This is a genomic window from Streptomyces sp. B8-7 (assembly GCF_058833805.1).
Genome location: NZ_JBYRRL010000005.1, coordinates 400,480 through 417,792 on the forward strand (window position 1 = coordinate 400,480; position 17,313 = coordinate 417,792).

At 73.1% G+C, this 17,313-nt stretch carries 13 protein-coding genes, 1 tRNA gene and 1 pseudogene; 11 read left to right on the plus strand and 4 right to left on the minus strand.

Annotation, left to right across the window (positions count from 1 at the left end; all coding sequences use genetic code 11):
* Positions 1–162 precede the first annotated feature (162 nt).
* Positions 163–1,248 (minus strand): annotated as a pseudogene (locus AC5K6T_RS25960) (TOMM precursor leader peptide-binding protein); the annotation flags it as partial.
* A 257-nt stretch (positions 1,249–1,505) separates the two neighbouring features.
* Between AC5K6T_RS25960 and AC5K6T_RS25965 the strand changes: the two are divergent.
* From AC5K6T_RS25965 to AC5K6T_RS25980, 4 genes are all read left to right on the plus strand, one after another.
* Positions 1,506–2,102, plus strand: coding sequence for a M48 metallopeptidase family protein (locus AC5K6T_RS25965; protein ID WP_493212717.1), 597 nt, complete (start codon positions 1,506–1,508; stop codon positions 2,100–2,102).
* A gap of 213 nt (positions 2,103–2,315) precedes the next feature.
* The gene (locus tag AC5K6T_RS25970) at positions 2,316–4,004 is read left to right on the plus strand and encodes a TerD family protein (protein ID WP_493212718.1); all 1,689 of its coding nucleotides are present in this window, start codon (positions 2,316–2,318) and stop codon (positions 4,002–4,004) included.
* A 14-nt stretch (positions 4,005–4,018) separates the two neighbouring features.
* A complete protein-coding gene (locus AC5K6T_RS25975) occupies positions 4,019–4,699 on the plus strand; it encodes an AIM24 family protein (protein WP_493212720.1) in 681 nt (226 codons plus the stop codon).
* Between the two features lie 16 nt (positions 4,700–4,715).
* Entirely contained in the window at positions 4,716–5,471 is a 756-nt protein-coding gene (locus AC5K6T_RS25980; RefSeq protein WP_493212722.1) for an AIM24 family protein, read from the plus strand.
* Between the two features lie 190 nt (positions 5,472–5,661).
* Here AC5K6T_RS25980 and AC5K6T_RS25985 read toward each other — a convergent pair whose 3' ends face one another.
* Positions 5,662–6,183, minus strand: coding sequence for an NUDIX hydrolase (locus tag AC5K6T_RS25985; protein WP_493212723.1), 522 nt, complete (start codon positions 6,181–6,183; stop codon positions 5,662–5,664).
* Entirely contained in the window at positions 6,180–7,700 is a 1,521-nt protein-coding gene (locus AC5K6T_RS25990) for a zinc-dependent metalloprotease (protein WP_493212725.1), read from the minus strand. Before AC5K6T_RS25990 ends, AC5K6T_RS25985 begins: the two co-directional genes overlap by 4 nt.
* 193 nt (positions 7,701–7,893) lie before the next feature.
* Here AC5K6T_RS25990 and AC5K6T_RS25995 point away from each other — a divergent pair, with 193 nt between their 5' ends.
* From AC5K6T_RS25995 to AC5K6T_RS26010, 4 genes are all read left to right on the plus strand, one after another.
* A complete protein-coding gene (locus AC5K6T_RS25995; RefSeq protein WP_493212727.1) occupies positions 7,894–9,006 on the plus strand; it encodes an SDR family oxidoreductase in 1,113 nt (370 codons plus the stop codon).
* A gap of 136 nt (positions 9,007–9,142) precedes the next feature.
* Positions 9,143–9,604, plus strand: a complete 462-nt coding sequence (locus tag AC5K6T_RS26000; protein WP_493212729.1) for a molybdenum cofactor biosynthesis protein MoaE — start codon at positions 9,143–9,145, stop codon at positions 9,602–9,604.
* 109 nt (positions 9,605–9,713) lie between these two features.
* Complete coding sequence (locus tag AC5K6T_RS26005) at positions 9,714–9,941, plus strand: hypothetical protein (protein ID WP_493213512.1); 228 nt, start codon at positions 9,714–9,716, stop codon at positions 9,939–9,941.
* A 48-nt stretch (positions 9,942–9,989) separates the two neighbouring features.
* A complete protein-coding gene (locus tag AC5K6T_RS26010) occupies positions 9,990–11,087 on the plus strand; it encodes a YlbL family protein (RefSeq protein ID WP_493212731.1) in 1,098 nt (365 codons plus the stop codon).
* Between the two features lie 127 nt (positions 11,088–11,214).
* Here AC5K6T_RS26010 and AC5K6T_RS26015 read toward each other — a convergent pair whose 3' ends face one another.
* Positions 11,215–11,757: a PPA1309 family protein gene (locus tag AC5K6T_RS26015; protein WP_493212732.1), complete on the minus strand. Its 543-nt coding sequence runs from the start codon at positions 11,755–11,757 to the stop codon at positions 11,215–11,217.
* A 163-nt stretch (positions 11,758–11,920) separates the two neighbouring features.
* Here AC5K6T_RS26015 and AC5K6T_RS26020 point away from each other — a divergent pair, with 163 nt between their 5' ends.
* From AC5K6T_RS26020 to AC5K6T_RS26030, 3 genes are all read left to right on the plus strand, one after another.
* The gene (locus tag AC5K6T_RS26020) at positions 11,921–14,902 is read left to right on the plus strand and encodes a UPF0182 family membrane protein (protein ID WP_493213472.1); all 2,982 of its coding nucleotides are present in this window, start codon (positions 11,921–11,923) and stop codon (positions 14,900–14,902) included.
* 57 nt (positions 14,903–14,959) lie between these two features.
* Positions 14,960–15,033 (plus strand) — tRNA-Met (locus tag AC5K6T_RS26025).
* Between the two features lie 243 nt (positions 15,034–15,276).
* The gene (locus AC5K6T_RS26030; RefSeq protein ID WP_493212733.1) at positions 15,277–17,103 is read left to right on the plus strand and encodes a tetratricopeptide repeat protein; all 1,827 of its coding nucleotides are present in this window, start codon (positions 15,277–15,279) and stop codon (positions 17,101–17,103) included.
* The last annotated feature ends 210 nt before the right edge of the window (positions 17,104–17,313 follow it).

The window sequence follows — 17,313 nt, forward strand, 5'->3', positions numbered from 1 at the left end:
CCCTGCACTGCCCCGTCCACCGCCCCCTGCACTGCCCCGTCCACCGTCCCCTGCGCCGCCCCGCTCCGGGACCCCTTCGCCCCCGCCGTCCTCCCCGCCGTTGTCCTCCCCGACGTTCTCGCCCCGCGGGTCTGCGCCCTCTGCGGTCCCACAGCCCTCGTACGCCGCGGCGCCGCAGGGGCAGTCCGGATGCCCCCGCACGGGCCGGGCCTGCCAGCGCAGCGAGGGCAGCGCCGCCACCCAGCGCGCTCCCGTGCTCGACGGGGTCCGGCCGTCGAGGAAGGCCAGCGCGTGCGCGGCGGCCAGCCCGGCCACCGTCGCGGCCAGGGTCACGTCGCAGGCCGCGGGCGTCCGGCGGGCCCGCCCCGAGTGCCACTGCGCGACCAGGCGGGGCCAGGCCGGGTCGTGGTCGGTGCGCGCCTGGTGCAGACACCCCGCGCAGCCGGAGCCGCCCGGCAGCACCAGCGGACCGACCACTGCGCTCCCCTCCGCCACCCCCGCGTACAGATGGGGGGTGCCCGAGGCCATCAGGGACTCCGCGGCGGCGGGCAGCGGCGCGTGCACGGCGGCGTCGTCCCGCGGAGCGAGGACCACCAGCGACAGCCCGCCCCCGGAGTCCTCCAGCGGCGGCCGCGGCCGCCCCCGGCGTGCCCGCTCGGGTGCCGCGTCGCCCACCGCACGCCGGGCGGCCTCCTGCCGGCTCTCACCGACGGCGTCCGGGGACAGGCCGCCGGGCCCGACGTCCCCGGGCGCCACCCGGCCGACGTCGCGGACCTCGACCCCGCCGACGCCGGCGGCGGACAGCAGCGAGGCCAGCAGCGTGCCCACCCGTCCCGCGCCCAGCACCCGCACCCGCAGCGAGCGGCGGGCGGCCAGCATCCCGATCGCCTCACCGGGCGCGGACGTGGTCAGTGACAGCGAGGCCAGATCGGGACCGAGCCGGCCGAGCACGGTCGCGTCGGCCCGCAGCGCCTCCGCGGCCGGGCCACCGCCCCGGGCGTCGTCGAGCAGCCCGGCCCGCGCCAGGTACCCGACCAGGGCGTCCACCCCGCCCTCCGGCAGATCCATGCGGCGGCCCTCCACCCGCAGCAGCGGGAGTCCGCGCGTGCCGTCGAGCAGGTCCAGAAAGCTCCCCGACGCGGTGTCCACCGGCCGCAGGGTCATCGCGTGCGCCGGCGTCATGCCGAACTGCACGGTGTTGAGATCACGCCAGCCGCGCCGCAGCGCCGGCTTCACCATCGGATGCATGACAGGCCCCCGTAGCCCAGAGTCGTCGAGCGGAGCCGGCGGAGCGGAGGCGTGGGGCCGTCCCCGCTCCGCCGGTGTACGCCACCATGCCGGACCCGCCGAGGACGCCGACGACGTTGTCCACAGGTGACAGAGAGTTGCCGTACGGTCATCTCGTCGTACGAATCCGGCGGATGTGTCACGCGGGCGGGACCCGATCACCGGGGAAACGGTCCGGAGCCGGGACTTCCCCCGTGTGCAGCGGGTAACGTCGGGGCGTGCCCGCCGACCCCCTGCACAGCGCCGGAACACCACAGCGCAGCACGACGAGCCAGCCGCCCGGCGGCTCGGGGACGAGCGCGATCGAGGTCCGCAGGAGCAGCCGCCGACGACGGACGGTCTCCGCGTACCGCGAGGGCGATCGCACCGTCGTGCTCATCCCCGCCCGGATGTCCGAGGCGGAGGAGCGACGCTGGGTGGACGTCATGCTCGACAAACTCGCCGCCCAGGAGAGCCGCCGGGTGCTCGGCGACGCCGAGCTCGCCGAGCGTGCCGAGCGGCTGTCGGGGCAGTACTTCGAGGGCCGCGCCCGGCCCAGCTCGGTGCGCTGGGTCACCAACCAGAACACCCGGTGGGGCTCCTGCACCCCGGCCGAGGGCAGCATCCGCCTCTCGCACCGGCTGCAGGGCATGCCGGAGTACGTCGTCGACTACGTCCTGCTGCACGAGCTGGCCCATCTGCTCGTGCCCGGCCACGGTCCCCGCTTCTGGCGCCTGCTGGAGGCGTATCCGCGCACGGAGAGGGCCCGCGGCTATCTGGAGGGAGTGGCCGCCGCCGGCCGGCTGCCGCACCTGCCGGGCAACCGGGACGAGTGAGGCGGACGAGCCCGCCCCCTGCACGAGGCCGCCCCCTGCACGAGGCCGCGCCCCCTGCACGCGGCGCTCCTCCCGGTGCGCGCGGGGGCACCGCGCCGGCCGCGTGCCCGCGCCGCTTGTGTACCGGGTCTGTACCGACCTCGGCCGGTGTCCGGATTTGGCGCTAGCCTGGCGCGACGCACTCACACTCGGGATGGGGGACGGTCGTCACGCATGGCCAGGGAATTCCAGCGCGGCCACAAGGCCAGGATCAGTGACCTCACCGCGGGCACGGATCTGTACGTAGGCGTACAGATCTCCGGCCCGGGACTGACCTTCGACATCAGCTGCTTCGGTCTCGACTCCGAGGAACGGCTCTCCGACGACCGGTACTTCGTCTTCTTCAACCAGCCGAAGTCACCCGAGGAGTCCATCCAGCTCCTCGGCGCCCAGGCGGGCGACACCGAGTCGTTCCGGGTCACCCTCGACCGTGTCCCGGCGCACATCCGGAAACTGTCCTTCACCGCGACGATCGACGGTGCCGGGCAGATGGCGCAGATCGCGCCCGGCTATCTCCGGATCGTCGCGGGCGGCGAGGAGGTGGCCCGCTACTCCTTCGACGGCGGCGAGTTCACCACCGAGCGGGCCGTGATGCTGGGCGACTTCTACCTCAAGGACGTGTGGCGCTTCGCGGCCGTCGGACAGGGCTTCGACGGCGGACTCGACGCGCTGCTGCGGAACTTCGGCGGCGAGGTCCTGGAAGAGGAGGAGCCCGCACCGGCCGCCTCACCGGCCCCGCAGGCCGCACCGGGCTTCGCGCCGCCGGCCTCCGCCGCGCCGCCCGCGTTCGGTGCCCCGGCCGGGCCCGCACCCGCGGTGCCGGCCCCGCAGCCCGCCGCGCCGCCCGCGTTCGGCGCCCCGGCGGCCCCCGCACCCGCCCCCGCGCCGCAGCACGCAGGGCAGGGGTACGCCCCGACGCCCCCGCCCGGAGCGACGCCCCCGCCGGCGCCCGCCCCGCAGCTGCACAACGCGCCCACCGTCATCGCCCCCCTGGCCCCCCTGGCCCCGCAGGGCGGCACCGTCCCGCCCCCGCCCCCGACGCCGTACGGGCAGCCGCCGCAGCCCTACGGCGGTCAGCAGGTCCCCGGCCAGAGCCCGCCCCCGCCGCCGGGCTACGGCCTGCAGGCCCCGCCCCCCGGCCGGCAGCCGCCCGCCCACGGGCAGGCTCCCCACGGGGCGCCGCAGGGCGCGTCGCCGACCGCACCCGGGGTGGCGGCGGCACTCCAGAAGTTCCGGGAGACGCCCACCGGGCAGCGCTGGACGCAGCAGAACAAGAAGCTGGTCCGGGTCGACCTCGGCATCGGCGGCCAGCCCGTGCTGGCCCGCCAGGGCAGCATGGTCCTCTACCAGGGCAAGGTCGACTTCAGCTACAAGGGTGCGGGCTTCACCGGCCGCATCACCGGCAACGCCACCGGCCAGGAGATGCAGCTGATGCGGTGCACCGGCCAGGGCCAGGTGTTCCTCGCCGAGAACGCCGCCATGCTGCACCCCATCGAGCTCCAGGGCGACGGCATCTGCGTCTCCGCGGAGAACGTGCTCGCCTTCGACGAGGGCCTGCAGTACGAGGTCCGCCGGATCGAAGGGCACGGCATCCCCGGCGGGGCGCTGTTCACCATGCAGTTCACCGGCACCGGCACCATCGTCGTCAAGACGCACGGCACGCCCGTGGTCCTGCCCGTCACCCCGACCACCTTCGCCGACTGCAACGCCGTGGTCGCCTGGTCGGCGGCGTCCCAGGTGGTCGTCTCCAGCCAGGTCCGCATGCGCCGCAACGCCTACCCCGGCGACACCGGCGAGAGCGTCAACCTGCAGTTCCGGGGCGCTCCCGGCACCTTCGTCGTCGTCCAGCCGTACGAGATCTGAGGGAGAGGCCCGAGATGAACCAGCCGCTCGCGGGCTTCGCCCCCGCCCCGGTGACCGCCCGGATGGAGAACCACGGCGACCACATGCTGAAGGTCGCCCTGCAGACCGGGAACGACCTCCTCGCGCGCGTGGGCTCGATGGTCGCCTACGAGGGGTTCGTGCAGTACGAGCCCAATCCGCCCGCCGTACGCCAGATCGCCCGCGACTGGGTCACCGGCGAGGGCGCGCCGCTGATGAAGTGCTCCGGCGACGGCCTGCTCTACCTGGCCGACTACGGAGCCGACGTCGTCGTGATCAACCTCAACGGCGACGGGATCTCCGTCAACGCCACCAACCTGCTGGCCTTCGACGCGCACCTGTCCTGGGGCGTGGAGCGCGTCAAGGGGCTGGCGAAGTTCGCCGGCCAGGGCCTGTGGAACACCAGGATCTCCGGACAGGGCTGGGTGGCGCTCACCTCGCAGGGCAAGCCGATCGTCGTCGACTGCGGCGGCGGGGAGGACGAGACCTACGTCGACCCGGACGCGCTCGTCGCCTGGTCCCCGAACCTGAAGGTGAAGGGCAAGCGCAGCTTCAAGGCCCAGTCACTGATCGGCCGGGGCAGCGGCGAGGCCTACCAGATGGCCTTCTCCGGTCAGGGCATCGTCGTCGTCCAGCCCAGCGAGGACAGCACCGACCGCCTCCGGTTCCGGGGCTGAGGGGGAGCACCACACCATGCAGAGTCCGCTTTTCGCCCACAACGACCGGCAGACCCAGGAACGCTGGGCGCTGCAGAACAAGCACATGCTCCGGGTCACCCTGGACGGACACGACGACCTTCTCGCCCGTAAGGGCACCATGGTCGCCTACCAGGGCCTGGTGGAGTTCGACGCGGAGTACCGGAGCGGCGGCCAGGCACGCACGCGTGCGTACACCGGTGAGGGCCTGGACCTGATGCGCTGCCACGGGCAGGGCACGGTCTATCTCGCCAACCTCAAGCAGCACGTCCACCTCATGGACGTGGACCCGGAGGGGCTGACCGTCGACAGCAGCTACGTGCTGGCGATGGACTCCTCCCTGCACCACGAGGTGATCGCCGTCGACAGCCTCTACGGCATCTCCGGCTCCGGGAAGTACCAGCTCAACATCACCGGCCGGGGCAAGGTCGCCCTGATGACCTCCGGCATGCCGCTGCTGATGCAGGTCACGCCGGACCGCTACGTCAACTGCGACGCCGACGCGATCGTCGCCTGGTCCACCGCGCTGCGGGTGCAGATGCAGGCCCAGACGCACTCCTCGGGGGTGTGGCGGCGGCGGGGCAGCACCGGCGAGGGCTGGGAGCTCAGCTTCATGGGCACCGGCTACGCCCTGGTCCAGCCCAGCGAGCTGCTTCCGCCGCAGAACGCGCAGATCGGCGGAGGCCTGGCGGCGCAGTACGGCTTCGGTCAGCAGGGGGTCCGAGGCCAGAACCAGGGCAACGTCTGGAGCTGACGGCGCCGGTCCCGGGCGGGGCTGACGGCGCCCGCCTCCGGTCGCACGCGTCAGGGGCGGCCGTCCGCCGTCCGGCGGCCGCCTCTCGCCGGCACCGTCCGACGGTGCCCGGCGTCCGGGCGGGGCCGCACGCGGGGCAGCCCGGTCACCGCCGCACCCGTCCCGTCGAGGCCGGGCCCGGCCCGGCCCGTCAGAGCCGTGCCCGGGTCGCCTCCAGCAGGCGGACCACCGAGGCGTCGGCGACGTCCGCCACCTCGGCGTAGCCGAACCAGCGCAGGTCGAGGGACTCGTCGCTGATCCTCTCGGCCGCTGACGCGGGCGAGAGCGCGGCGTACTGGACGTCGTAGTGCCAGTGGCAGGGCGGCGGGATGGCGTGCCGGTCCAGCCGCACCGGGCCGCCGGGCAGCAGGACCAGGCCCGTGACGCCCGACTCCTCGGTCGCCTCGCGCAGGGCGGCGTCCGCGACGGTGGCGTCCTGCGGCTCGCAGTGCCCGCCCATCTGCAGCCATCTGCCCAGCTTCCGGTGCAGGGTCAGCAGCACCCGCTCACCGACGGGGTCGATGACCAGCGCGCTCGCCGTGAGGTGCCCGGCCCCGCAGGACTTCTGCATGCCGTCCGGGTGCGCCGCGAGGTGGTCCAGGTAGGCCTGACGCAGCGAGGGCTGGTCCCCGTGGTCCTTGAGGACGCGCAGTGCGTCGTCGTACAGGCTCACTCCGCGTCGTCGCCCTTGCCGTCGTCGTGCCGGTCCGTGCCCTTGCCGTCGCCCTTGCCGCCGTCGTGCCCGGCCGTGCCCTTGCCGTCGCCCGAGCCGTCGTCCCTGCCGTCGGCGTCCTTCTTGCGCAGGTCGGGCCGGTCCGGACGGTCCGCGGCCTCGCCGAGCATCTTGTCCAGCTCGGAGAAGTCCAGGTGCTCGCGGTGCACGAAGCCGTCCGGGTCGTCCAGGTCGGAGGCGGTGGGCAGCATGTCCGGATGCGACCACAGCGCGTCGCGGCCGTCCACCCCGCGCGCGTCCGTGAGGGACGCCCACAGGCGGGAGGCGTCGCGCAGCCGGCGCGGCCGCAGTTCCAGGCCGATCAGCGTGGCGAAGGTCTGCTCGGCCGGTCCGCCGGAGGCGCGACGACGGCGCAGGGTCTCGCGCAGCGCGTCCGCGGACGACAGGCGCGGCTTGGCCGCCGTGTGGACCACCGCGTCCACCCAGCCCTCGACGAGCGCCAGGGCCGTCTCCAGGCGGGCCAGGGCCGCCTTCTGCTCCGGGGTGTCCTCCGGCTGGAACATGCCTTGCTGGAGGGCCTGCTGGAGTTCTTCCGGGTTCTGCGGGTCGAACTGCCCGACGACGTCCTCCAGCTTGGCCGTGTCGACCTTGATGCCGCGGGCGTACCCCTCGACGGCGCCGAACAGGTGCGACCGCAGCCACGGCACATGCGCGAAGAGACGCTGGTGGGCGGCCTCACGCAGGGCGAGGTACAGCCGCACCTCCTCCTTGGGCACGCCGAGGTCCCTGCCGAACGTCTCGATGTTCACCGGCAGCAGGGCGGCCTTTCCGGCCGGGCCCAGCGGCAGGCCGACGTCGGTGGAGCCGACGACCTCGCCCGCCAGCACCCCCACGGCCTGTCCGATCTGCGTGCCGAACATGGCGCCGCCCATCGAGCGCATCATGCCGATCAGCGGGCCGGCCATGGCCTGCATCTCCTCCGGCAGGATGTCGCCCATGGCGCCGCCGACCCGCTCGGCGACCGGGTCGACGAGTTCCTTCCAGGCGGGCAGGGTGGCCTCCACCCACTCGGCCCGGCTCCACGCCACGGCGGTGCCCGCGCCGGAGGGCAGCGAGGTGGAGTCGTCCAGCCACAGGTCGGCCAGCCGGACGGCCTCCTCGACCGCGGTCCGCTCGGCCGGGCCGACACTGGAGTCCTTCACGCCGTCCGCGGTCCCCTGGGCGACCGTCTGGCGCGCGATCTGCTTGGCCATGTCCCAGTTCACCGGGCCGCCCTCGAAGGAGAGCATCTGGCCCAGCTGCTGGAACGCGGCTCCCAGGTCGGTGGGGTTCAGGGAACCGAACATGGCCGCGAGCGGATTGTCCGCGCCGCCCATGCCCCCGGCTCCGGGCAGCCGGAAACCGAACGGGTTGGCCGGTCCCTGCCCACCACCGCTCTCCTGGTCCTTCTTCTTGCCCTCGTCGCCGTCGTCCGGCTCCTCCGGCGGAAGGCCGAATCCGAATGGGGTGTCACTCACGGGAATCCTCGGCTGCTAGGGCCGCCGGTTCTTTCCCGACGGCACGACTGCCCGACAACACCACCCAGCGTAGACACCGCGAGCCGTTGGGGCCTCGGTGCTTCGCCGACAGAAGGCCTGCGGCAGGATGGATGCCACCTGGTACGTACGCGTCACTCGCGCTCGTATTGAAGACAACCGCTGGAGACACCCGGTGAGTTCCCCAGACCCGCAGGTTCGCGCAGCGCGAAACCCCTCAACCCCTCCCGCCGCCCGCGCCCCCGTCGTCGCGGTCACCGGCGCCGCGTCCGGCGTGGGCGCGCTGCTCACCGAGCGGCTCGCCGCGTCGGACGAGATCAGGCAGGTCGTCGCCATCGACGAACGGCGCGGACCGTGCGCGGACGCGCAGTGGCACATCCTGGACGTACGCGATCCCGCGATCGCCGAGAAGCTGCGGGGCGCCGACGCGGTGGTGCACCTCGCGCTCGATCTCGACCTGGAGACCGATCCCGCCGCCCGGACGGCGTACAACGTGCGCGGTACCCAGACCGTGCTCACCGCGGCCGCCGCGGCGGGCGTGCACCGGGTCGTGCTGTGCACGTCCTCCATGGTCTACGGAGCGCTGCCCGACAACGAGCTGCCGCTGTCCGAGGACGCCGAGCTGCGGGCCACGGCGGAGGCCACGGGCGTGGGCGACCTGCTGGAGATCGAGCGGCTGGCCCGCCGGGCTCCTCGCGCGCACCCCGGGCTGAATGTCACCGTGGTCCGCCCCGCGATCCTCGTCGGCGGCACCGACACCGCCCTGACCAGGTACTTCGAATCGCCTCGGCTGCTGGTCGTGGCCGGGTCGCGGCCCGCCTGGCAGTTCTGCCATGTCGAGGACCTGTGCAGTGCCCTGGAGTACGCGGTACTGGAGAAGGCCGACGGGGAACTCGTCGTCGGCTGTGACGGGTGGCTGGAGCAGGAGGAGGTCGAGGAGCTCAGCGGGATCCGCCGGATGGAGCTGCCGTCGGCGGTCGCGCTGGGCGCGGCGGCCCGGCTGCACCGGATCGGGCTGACGCCCTCGCCGGCCGGGGACCTGGCCTACACGATGTACCCCTGGGTGGTGAGCGGCAGCCGGCTGCACGACGCCGGGTGGCGGCCGCGGTGGACCAACGAGGAGGTGCTCGCGGAACTCCTGGAGGAGGTCTCCGGGCGGCACACGGTGGCGGGGCGGCGGCTCGGCCGCAAGGACGCCACCGCCGCCGGCGCCGCGGGCGCGACGGTGGCCCTGCTCGGTGCGGCGGCCGTCGTACGGCGGGCCCGCAAGGCGCGCCGGCGGATCTGAGGCGCCTTGCGGCCCGGCGGGCACCGGCGGGCCGGGCGCTGCGCCCCGCTCCCGTAGGTACCTCCAAGGGCGCACGCGCCCCTGCCGGGCGATGACGCTATTCCGCCGTGTCGCCTCCGTGCGGCACGATGGGCGCATGGCACCCAGGAGCGATCACCCCGGCGAGCAGGCCGCACAGGACCCGATCAAGCTGATCGGCATCCGGGAGAGCCCGCTGTCGGTGGACGAGGTGTTCGCGGCGGTGGGTGACGACGCCGCCGGCGGGACGGCCCTGTTCGTGGGGACCGTGCGCGACCACGACGGGGGCGTCGACGTCGACGCGCTCGGCTACTCCTGCCATCCGTCCGCGGAGGCGGAGATGCGGCGGATCGCGGAGCAGGTCGCCGCCCGGTTCCCGGTGCGGGCGCTGGCCGCCGTGCACCGGGTGGGGGACCTGAGGGTCGGGGACCTCGCGGTCGTCGTCGGCGTGTCGTGCCCGCACCGCGGTGAGGCGTTCGAGGCGTGCCGGAAGCTGATCGACGACCTCAAGCACGAGGTGCCGATCTGGAAGCACCAGAGGTTCTCCGACGGCACCGAGGAATGGGTCGGGGCCTGCTGAGCCCGCTCCCGCCGCTCCCGCCACCTCCGCCACCGCGGTCGCGCGGGCACCCGCACCCGTCCGCCGCCCCTCCGGTTGCGTAACCCCACCCCGGCCCCGAGCGTTGTCCGTGCGGAGGGTTAATCTGCTGATCAGTCTGTCGCGGACGCTCGTGTGGGGTTGGGAGGTCGGCATGGCGGCGCTCGCCTGGTTGCTGATTCCGTTCGGGGCTGCGATCGGTGCCGGTCTGTGGGGCAGCTGGGCCAACCGGACCCGCCGGACCCGCAGCGACGGCCCGGAGCTGGACGGGTACGCCCGCTTCCGTGCGGCCATGGAGAAGTCCCGCACCGGAGGCTGAGCCCGGCCCTGACGGTGCTCCGACAGGCATGTCACGTACTGTCGACCCATGCCACGCCGCACCGCGACGATGCTCGCCACCACCTTGATGCTGATCGTGCTCCTGTGCGTGGGGGTGCTCGTCAGGACGCCGTACTCGGAGATGTCCCCGGGTCCCACGGTGAACACCCTCGGTGAGCACGACGGCGAGCCGGTGCTGCAGATCTCCGGCCGCAAGACCTACCCGGCCAACGGCCACCTCAACATGACCACCGTCCGGGTCACCGGCGCCGACTACCGGATGAACCTCGTCGAGGCGGTCTACGGCTGGCTCGCCCACGACAACAAGATCGTGCCGCACGACACGCTCTACCCGGACGGCAAGACCGAGGAGGAGTCGACCCAGGAGAACGCGGAGGAGTTCAGCCAGTCCCAGGAGAGCGCGAAGGTCGCCGCCCTGAAGGAGCTGGGCATCCCCGTGCAGTCCTGGGTGGTGGTCTCCACGGTGGTGAAGGACTCGCCCGCCGAGGGCGTGCTGCACGCCGGTGACGTGATCAAGGCGGTCGACGGCACGGCGGTGAAGCGGCCGTCCGACGTCGCCGGCCTGGTGACGCGGCACGCGCCGGGCGAGGACGTCGTCTTCACGATCGTGCCCGCCGCGGAGCAGGCCGCCGCGGAGAAGGAGCGGCGGGCTCCCACCGCCACCGAGGACGTCACGATCACCACCGCGGCCGCCGACGACGGAGACGGCAAGCGCGCCGTCGTCGGCATCTCCGCGGGCACCGACCACACGTTCCCGTTCACCATCGACATCAAGCTCGCCGACGTGGGCGGCCCGAGCGCCGGGCTGATGTTCGCGCTCGGCATCTACGACAAGCTCACCCCGGGCAGTCTGACCGGCGGCGCGTTCGTGGCGGGCACCGGCACCATCGACGATGCCGGCGAGGTCGGCCCGATCGGCGGCATCGAGTTGAAGACGGTCGGTGCCCGCGACAAGGGCGCCGAGTACTTCCTGACGCCCGCCGAGAACTGCGCGTCCGCGGCCAGGGACACCCCCGACGGTCTGACCCTGGTCAGGGTCGGCGACATCGGGGACGCGCTCGGCGCGCTCGACGACATCCGCTCCGGGAACACCGACGCCCTTCCCCGGTGCACCACCAAGGGCTGACCCGGGAGACGGCCCCGGCACCCGCGGAGCCGCCCGGGCCGTGACCGCGGCACCGCTCCCCGCGCCCCCGGCCCGCAGGCCCGGCCGAGGGCGCCGGCGCCGGGCGCGGGCGGGGTGGGCCGGTCCGTCAGGCCTCGAAGGTCGCGGCCAGTGCCTCCGCCAGCCCCGGCACCAGGCCGGGGCCGGTCAGCACCTCGGTCGGGGTGTCCTTCTCCCGCAGCCGCAGTGCCGACTCGCGTGATCCGTCGCGCAGCACCGCGACCGTGATGCGGACCTCCTGCCGCTCGGGGTGCTCGGCCACCCAGGCGGCCAGCCGAGCCTCCCCCAGGCCGTCCGGAACCTGAGCCTCCGCCGAGGGCGGCAGCATCAGCCGCTCCACGGCGAGCGCGCAGCCGGCCACCGCGTCCGGCCACGCGATGGTGCCGAGGAACTCGTCGAGTGCCTTGTCCGCGGGGACCTCATCCTGTTCGATCGGGGTCAGACCACTGGTCTCCGGCTCGTCCTCCAGGCCGAGCTGTGCCGCCAGTGCGGGCTCCTGGGCCCGGAGCCGAGCGGTGTCTACGAGGGCGAAAAGGCGCGCGGGCCGGTCCCAGCCGAGGCCGGAGACGTACTCGTCGATCTCGAGTACGGCCCGGGTGAGCGGGCTCGCTGCCATGGGGGTGTTGGACATGGTCACAATCCTGCCTGGTTCGTGACCTGAATCGGGAACCGAGTAAAGCGTGAGTAAGTTGCATAGGTGTGGGCCTACGATCACGGGGCCCGTACGACGGCCACCCGGCCCGGGGGGCTGACCGACAGACAGCGATTTCGAGGGGCGCACCTTGGCTTTCCAGATGCCGGACCGCGGCGGAGGCCCGACGGGGCCGCGGATCAGAGTGGGCCGCCCGTCCCGGCGTGCCCGGACCCTGCTCATGACACTGGGCGTCCTTGCCGTACTCGCCATGGCGTTCACCATGTTCGCGGGCTTCTGGACGGACTGGCTGTGGTACCGGTCGGTCGACTACTCGTCCGTCTTCACCACCACGCTGCTCACCAAGGTCGGGCTGTTCTTCGTCTTCGGCCTGCTCATGGCCCTCGCGGTCGGCTTCAACATCTGGCTGGCCCACCGGCTGCGCCCGCCGCTGAGCGCCATGTCCCTGGAGCAGCAGAGTCTCGACCGCTACCGGATGGGCATCGCGCCCTACAAGAAGTGGCTGCTGCTCGCGATCACGGCCCTGGTCGGCCTGATCGCCGGCGCGTCCGCCTCCGGCCAGTGGCGGACCTGGCTGATGTGGGTCAACGGCGTGCCCTTCGGCCAGAAGGACCCGCAGTTCCATCTCGACGTGGCGTTCTACGCGTTCGACCTGCCCTGGTACCGCTTCCTGCTGGGCTTCGGCTTCGCGGCGACGATCCTGTCGCTGATCGCGGCCACGCTGACCCACTACCTGTACGGCGGGCTGCGTGTCACCAGCCCCGGCGCGCGCGCCACGGCCGCGGCCACCGGCCATCTGTCGGTGCTGCTGGGCGTCTTCGTGGCGCTGAAGGCGGTCGCGTACTGGCTGGACCGGTACGGCCTGGCGGTGAAGTCCAGCGACTTCAAGGCCACGGACAACTGGACGGGCCTCAGGTACGTCGACGCCAACGCCTACCTGCCGGCGAAGACGATCCTGTTCTGCATCGCCGTGATCTGCGCCCTGCTGTTCTTCGCCACCCTCTGGCGGCGCACCTGGCAGCTGCCGGTCATCGGCTTCGGCCTGATGGTGCTCTCCGCGATCCTCATCGGCGGTCTGTACCCGGCCATCGTCCAGAAGTTCCAGGTCCAGCCCAACGAGCAGGCCAAGGAGGCGCCGTACGTCGAGAAGAACCTCGCGGCCACGCGTGAGGCGTACGGCATCGACGACGCCCAGGTCACCGACTACTCGGGCAAGGCCTCCACCTCCGACAAGGCCAAGCTGCGCGACGACGCCGACGCCACGGCGAGCATCCGCATCCTGGACCCGAACATCGTCTCCCCGACGTTCCAGCAGCTCCAGCAGATGCGGAAGTACTACGCGTTCCCGACCAATCTGGACGTGGACCGCTACAACAGCAAGGGCACCGACCAGGACACGGTCATCGGTCTGCGCGAGCTGAACCTCGGCGGTGTGGACAAGCAGAACTGGATCAACAACCACTTCCGCTACACCCACGGTTACGGTGTGGTCGCCGCCAAGGGCACCACGGCCGACTCCGAGGGCCGCCCCGTCTTCACCGAGTCCAACCTGCCGTCCAAGGGCGACCTGCCCACGTACGAGCAGCGCATCTACTACGGCGAGAAGACCTCGACGTACTCGATCGTCGGCGGTCCCCAGAAGGAGATCGACTACTCCGACGACAGCGGTGAGAAGACCTACAGCTACGAGGGCGAAGGCGGGGTCGACCTGTCCAGCCCGCTGAACCGGGCGGCCTACGCGGCGGCGTTCAGCGAGCCGCAGATCCTGTACTCCGGGGCCATCGGCGACGGCTCACGCATCCTGTACAACCGCACGCCCAAGGACCGCGTCGAGGCGGTCGCGCCGTGGCTGACCATCGACGGCGACGCCTATCCGGCGGTCGTGGACGGCAGGATCCAGTGGATCGTGGACGCCTACACCACCACCAACGGCTACCCGTACGCCTCGCGGACGACCCTCGGCGACACCACGGCCGACTCGCTGACCGCGACGAACGACTCGCGCGCGGTGGTGGCCCAGCAGAACCAGGTCAACTACATCCGCAACTCGGTGAAGGCCACCGTCGACGCGTACACCGGCGACGTCAAGCTCTACCAGTGGGACACCCGGGACCCGGTCCTGAAGACCTGGATGAAGGCGTTCCCCGACACGGTCGAGCCGAAGACGGCGATCTCCTCGGACCTGATGGCGCATCTGCGGTACCCGCAGGACCTGTTCAAGGTCCAGCGTGAACTGCTGGCCCGGTACCACGTCGACGACGCCGACACCTTCCTCAGCGGCAGCGAGGTGTGGCAGGTGCCCGACGACCCGACCAACAAGTCGGGCAACGCGGTTCCGCCGTACTACCTCAGCATGAGGATGCCGGACCAGGCCGAGCAGGCGTTCTCGCTGACGACGACGTTCACCCCCAACGGGCGTGACAACCTCAGCGCGTTCATGGCGGTCGACGCCGAGGCGGGCACCGACGGCTACGGCAGGATCAGAATCCTGAAACTGCCGACGAGCACGACCGTCAGCGGACCGAAGCAGGTGCAGAGCCAGTTCAACTCCGAACAGGACATCGCCGAGACGATCAGGCTGCTGCGCGGCGGCGACTCCGAGGTCGAGTACGGCAACCTCCTGACGGTGCCGCTGGACGGCGGGCTGCTCTACGTCGAACCCGTCTACGTCCGGGGCGGCGGACTGAAGTACCCGCTGCTGCGCAAGGTGCTGGTCACCTATGACGGGCAGACCGCGTTCGAGGACACCCTCGACGAAGCCCTCAACAAGGTCTTCGGAGCGGAGGGGGCGAAGCCCCAGGCCCCGGACGAGGGCGACGACGGCGGCGGCACCGCCAAGCCGCCGGTGTCGGAGAACCCCACGGTGCAGCAGGCGCTGGACGACGCCCAGAAGGCCTTCGAGCAGGGCCAGGAAGCCCTGAAGAAGGGTGACTGGGAGGCGTACGGAAAGGCGCAGAAGGACCTCGAGTCGGCCCTGAAGCGGGCCGAGGAGGCGCAGTCCGGGACCGGTGCGGCCGGCGGCGGCAGCGGTGGCGCAGCCGGCAGCTCCAGCCCCAGCGGCAGTCCGAGCAGCAGCCCCAGCGGCAGTCCGAGCAGCAGTCCGAGCAGCAGCCCGAGCGGCTGACCGGCACCGGGCAGCAGGAGCCCGCTCCGCGCCGTGATACGGTTGTGCACACAACGGCGCGGGGTGGAGCAGCTCGGTAGCTCGCTGGGCTCATAACCCAGAGGTCGCAGGTTCAAATCCTGTCCCCGCTACTGAAGTCGACGGCATGCCGTACGACCGACGAAGGCCCGGATCCTCCAGAGGATCCGGGCCTTCGTGGTGTGCGAGCACCGTGTGCGAGCACTTGTATCCGGGAGCGGCGGATCGTCGCGCCGCCGTGGGGAGTTGGGGAAGGTGTGTTTGACTTGTCTCTCTGTGGGCATGTCGACAAAACGCTGAAGTGACCTCACGGGCTGCGGTATACCGGGTGTACCCAGGTTGCAGGTGGTGCGACGATGGACGTTATGGGGGACAAGGCAACTCTGTTGGAGACAGGGCGATTTGTGCAGCCACCCGACGGTGGCGAAACCAGCCCCGAACGGGACGAGACGGGCGAGGCGGCGGAGGAGGCGCGGCACCGGACCGCCGCCGCGGACGGGGACATCGAGGCGATGAGCGTCCTGGGGGCGATGCTGCTGCGCCGCGGCGACCTCGACGGAGCCGAGACCCACCTGCGTGCGGCCACCGCCGCCGGCGACCGGGCGGCCGCGAACAACCTGGGCGTGCTGCTGCATCAGCGCGGCTACCCGGACGAGGCCGCCGGCTGGTGGCGGGTCGCCGCCGTCGCCGGGTCCGCGCCCGCGGCACACGCCCTGGGCCGCCACCACCGTGAGCGCGGCGACGAGCCCGCCGCCGAGTACTGGCTGCGCCAGGCCGCCGAACAGGGCCACACCCTGGGCGCGTACGCGCTGGCCGACCTGCTGGAGCACCGCGGCGACGACGGCGCCGAGCGGTGGATGCGGGCCGCCGCGCAGCGCGGGCACCGGGAGGCGGCCTACCGGCTGGCCAAGGCGCTCGACCGCGGGGCCGCGCCCGAGGACGGGACCGGCCCTGACAACGGTGTCACGACGGGTGCCGCGGAGGAGGCCGAGCAGTGGTACCGGCAGGCCGCCGCCCGCGGGCACCGCAGGGCCGCGCTCCGGCTGGGCGCGATCCTGGAGCGGCGCGGTGAACTGAAGGAGGCCGGGCGCTGGTACCTGACGTCCGCCAAGGACGGTGAGCCGCGCGCCGCCTGCGCGCTCGGCTTCCTGCTGCGCGACGCCGGGGACACCGAGAGCGCCGCCGTGTGGTGGCTGCGCGCCGCGCAGGACGGCGACGGCAACGCCGCGAACGCGCTCGGCGCGTTGCACGCCGAGCGCGGGGAGACGCAGACCGCCGAGCGCTGGTACCGCGCCGCGATGGACGCGGGCGACGTCAACGGGGCGTACAACCTGGGACTGCTCTGCGCCGGGCAGAAGCGGCTGGCGCAGGCCGAGCAGTGGTACCGGCGGGCCGCCTACGCCGGGCACCGCGAGGCGGCCAACGCGCTGGCCGTGCTGTTGCTCCAGGGCAGCGACCCCACCGGGGCGGAGCCGTGGTTCTCCAAGGCCGCCGAGGCCGGCAGCGTGGACGCCGCCTTCAACCTCGGCATCCTGCACGCCGGGCGGGGCGAGGCCGCCGCTGCGCTGCGCTGGTACGAGCGGGCCGCGGCCGCCGGGCACACCGAGGCGGCGCTCCAGGTCGGCATCGCCCGGCTGCGCGACGGCGAGGAGCAGGAGGCCGAGCGGCATCTGCGGTGCGCGGCCGGCGGGGGCAGCCCGGAGGGCGCCTACCGGCTGGCCCAACTGCTGGACGCGCGGCGGCCGCCGGTGTCCGCGCACGAGCTGGGCGAGCCGGTGCGGGAGCGCACCGAGTGCGAGGAGTGGTACGAGCGGGCCGCCAGCCTGGGGCACCGCCGCGCGCAGGTGCGGGTCGGCATGCTCGCCGCCGCGCGCGGGGACGTCGTGGAGGCGGCGCGGTGGTACCGGCAGGCCGCGGAGGCCGGTTCGCGCAACGGCGCGTTCAACCTCGGGCTGCTGCTGGCCCGTGAGGGCAGCGAGCCCGAGGCCGCGGTGTGGTGGACCCGGGCGGCGAACGCCGGGCACGGGCGGGCGGCGCTCCGGCTGGCCCTGGTGTACGCGCGCCGGGGGGAGCTCGCGGAGGGGCAGGGATGGGCGGACCGCGCCGCCGGCCTGGGGCCGGCGGAGGTCGCAGAGCGGGCGGCACGCCTGCGCGACGCACTGCGGGAGGAACTGTCCGCCTGAGCCGAACGGCACCCCTCCCCGGGGCGAGGGGTGCCGTTCGGCGTCGCGGGCTGCCGCCGGGACCGCCCGTGCCGCCCCGGGCCGAGGGTGCCGGGGCCCGCGGCCGGAGGTGCGGAGAGCCGGGCGATCCGGCGGCCGGACGGCGGGCCACGCGGCCGGTGACGGGGGCCGGGAGAGGGGATTTGCTTCTGTGCGCTTCCTTGACGTAAT